We start from the raw sequence: 2,375 nt of genomic DNA on the forward strand, positions 1-2,375 counted from the left end.
CGGTGCGCGGGGTCAGCGGCCGTCGGCCGGTGAGGGGTCGAACGACAGCCGGGCCAGCTCGGCGCCGTCCGGACCGTACGCGGTGACGCGCACGGTCTCCGCCAGCGGCCCCTCGCCCGCCGCGTCGAGATGGTAGGTGCCCCAGCCGGGGTTGCCGGGCAGCTTCAGCATGCCCGCGTCCCGCACCGCGCCGTCTCCGATCCGCACGGTGATCCGCGCCGGGACGGTGTGGGTGCGGAAGGCGCCCGTGAACAGGACGTCGTCGCCGTCGGAGTTCACCCCGCCGCTGAGGCTGTTCGGGCGGATGCTGTCGCCGACGAGGCTCTTGGCGCGTTCCACGGAGGCCGCGTAGTCGTTCCAGGCGACGACGTAGTTCTGCTGCCCCTGCGGGAGCAGTCCCATCTTCGCGCCCTGGCCTATCTCCACGGGCTCGTAGGGCCGCACCACACGCGGGCCGGGCGCCGGGGCCTCGGCCGCCGCCGCGAGACGGGTGGCCGGGGTCGCCGCGGCCGCTGCGGGGGCCGCGGCCCCGGTCTTCGCGGCGGCGGAATCCGCCCCGTCCCCGCCGCCGAGCGCGACGGCGGTACCCGCCCCGCCCGCGAGCAATGCCGCCATGACGCCCGCCATGACGAACCTGCGCGTCTTCATCCGTCCTCCGTCGAAAGGTGGCTCCCCAAGGGGGAGTCGCGGTGTTGCCTACACCCCTCAGACGGCGGGACGCGTCCCCCGCTATGTCACCGGCGGAGGATTTTTCCGCGGACCGTCCTCGGCCGCCACGATCCCCGGCGGCACCGCCCACGGCGGCCCGGCGGAGCCCGCACCTCCGCCAGGCGTGTCCGCCCCGGACGCGCCTCCCCCGAGCCCGCCTCCGCCGGCCGCGCGTTCCTCGGGCCCGGCAGCCCCCTGCGCGGCGGCCCCGCGCGCTTCGGCGATGCGCCCCACGTCCCGCAGCGACTCCACGAGCCGGGACGCGAGGTAGTGGAGTTCGCCGCGGGTGACCCGGTGATCGGCGAGCATCTCCCCGGCGTGCACGACGAGTTCGCCCGCCATCCCCAGCCGGATCCGCTCGATCCGGTCGGCCGCGCTGGAGACGGGACCGGAGCCGTCCCCGATCACGTAGCACGGCCGCCCCTCCGGGCCGGTCCACGGCAGCAGCCTGGCCCCCTCGGGCTCCCCGGCACTCACCCGGGGCTCCCGGGCGGAGAACCGTCGGGGGCGGACCGTCTCGCACAGCGGACCATGTGCGGCACCTGCTTTCCCTCCGGGCCACATCTCCCTGAGTGGCCGACTGGTCACAGAGTGGGGTCGCCGGTCGCTACGCTGCCAGTACCAGTCGCTTGACAGCACGCCCGTCAGCAAGGGGAGTTGGTCGCATGGACTCCGGTCACCGGCAGCGGACACCGCGCACGCCGCGGGAGAAGTACGGCGCCGAGCTGAGACTGCGCCGGATAGCGGCCGAGCTGACCCAGGAAGCGCTGGGCGAGCACGTGGTGTGCTCGCCGACACTGATCAGCCATTTCGAGGCGGGGCGGCGCATGCCGAGCCCCGACGACGCCCAGCGCATCGACCGGGCGCTCGGGACGGACGGGTTCTTCGCCCGCTGGCTCCAGGATCTGGACACCAAGTACGCCGACCACTTCGCCGCCGTCGCGGAGCTCGAACAGCAGGCGCGCCTGATCCAGCAGTTCGCGCTGTCGCTGGTGCCGGGCCTGCTCCAGACCGACGACTACGCCCGTGCGGTCTTCCGCTCCTACCGGGCCAACCACCGACCCGAGGACCTTGACCGTGCCGTTGTCATTCGCACGGAGCGCGCCCGCGTCCTGGAGGGTCCGGACCGGCCGGTGCTGTGGACGCTGCTGGACGAGGCCGTACTGAGGCGCCGGGTGGGCGGCGGGCAGGTGATGGCCGGGCAGCTCCACCGGATCGCCGACCTCGCGGAGGAGGGACGGCTGCGGCTGCACGTGCTGCCGTTCGGCGCGGGGGCGCACGCCCTGATGCAGAGTCTGCTCACCTTGATGAGCTTCGAGGACGCCGCACCGGTCGCCTATGTGGAGGGCCTGCTCACCGGGCACCTCATGGACGAGCCGGCCCTGGTGAGGGAGAGCCAGACCTCCTACGCTCTTGCCCTGAGCGACGCCTTGTCGCGCGAGGAGTCCCTGGCCCTGGTGAGGGCGGCAGCCGAGGAGCACGAACGTGGTCAGCAGCACTGAGCCCACCGTCCGCGACGCGTCCACCGTGGACGGCTGGTTCAAGTCCAGCTTCAGCGGCGGCGATCAGGGCGAGTGCCTGGAGGTCGCCCGCGGCCACGGCGTCCGTGTCCCGGTCCGCGACAGCAAGTGCCCGACCGGACCGGCGCTGGTCTTCCCGGCGGCGGG

General features: G+C 73.9%; 4 protein-coding genes. 2 read left to right on the forward strand and 2 right to left on the reverse strand.

Annotated elements, in window-relative coordinates:
• Positions 1–12: 12 nt before the first annotated feature.
• A complete protein-coding gene (locus EAO77_RS35505; protein WP_147992444.1) occupies positions 13–648 on the reverse strand; it encodes a hypothetical protein in 636 nt (211 codons plus the stop codon).
• Between the two features lie 81 nt (positions 649–729).
• Positions 730–1,185 carry a hypothetical protein gene (locus EAO77_RS40740; protein WP_261994299.1) on the reverse strand — a complete coding sequence of 152 codons (456 nt, stop codon included), beginning with the start codon at positions 1,183–1,185 and terminating at the stop codon, positions 730–732.
• 188 nt (positions 1,186–1,373) lie between these two features.
• On the opposite strand from EAO77_RS40740, the gene EAO77_RS35515 reads away from it, so the two are divergent.
• Together EAO77_RS35515 and EAO77_RS35520 are read left to right on the forward strand one after the other, a co-directional pair.
• On the forward strand, positions 1,374–2,210 hold the full coding sequence (locus tag EAO77_RS35515) for a helix-turn-helix domain-containing protein (RefSeq protein ID WP_147992445.1): 837 nt from the start codon (positions 1,374–1,376) through the stop codon (positions 2,208–2,210).
• Positions 2,194–2,375, forward strand: a 182-nt coding sequence (locus EAO77_RS35520) for a DUF397 domain-containing protein (protein ID WP_147992446.1), incomplete at its 3' end; no start/stop codon positions are given. The genes EAO77_RS35515 and EAO77_RS35520, both read left to right, overlap by 17 nt.

Origin of the sequence: Streptomyces sp. T39 (assembly GCF_008042045.1) — a bacterium.
Lineage (GTDB): Bacteria > Actinomycetota > Actinomycetes > Streptomycetales > Streptomycetaceae > Streptomyces.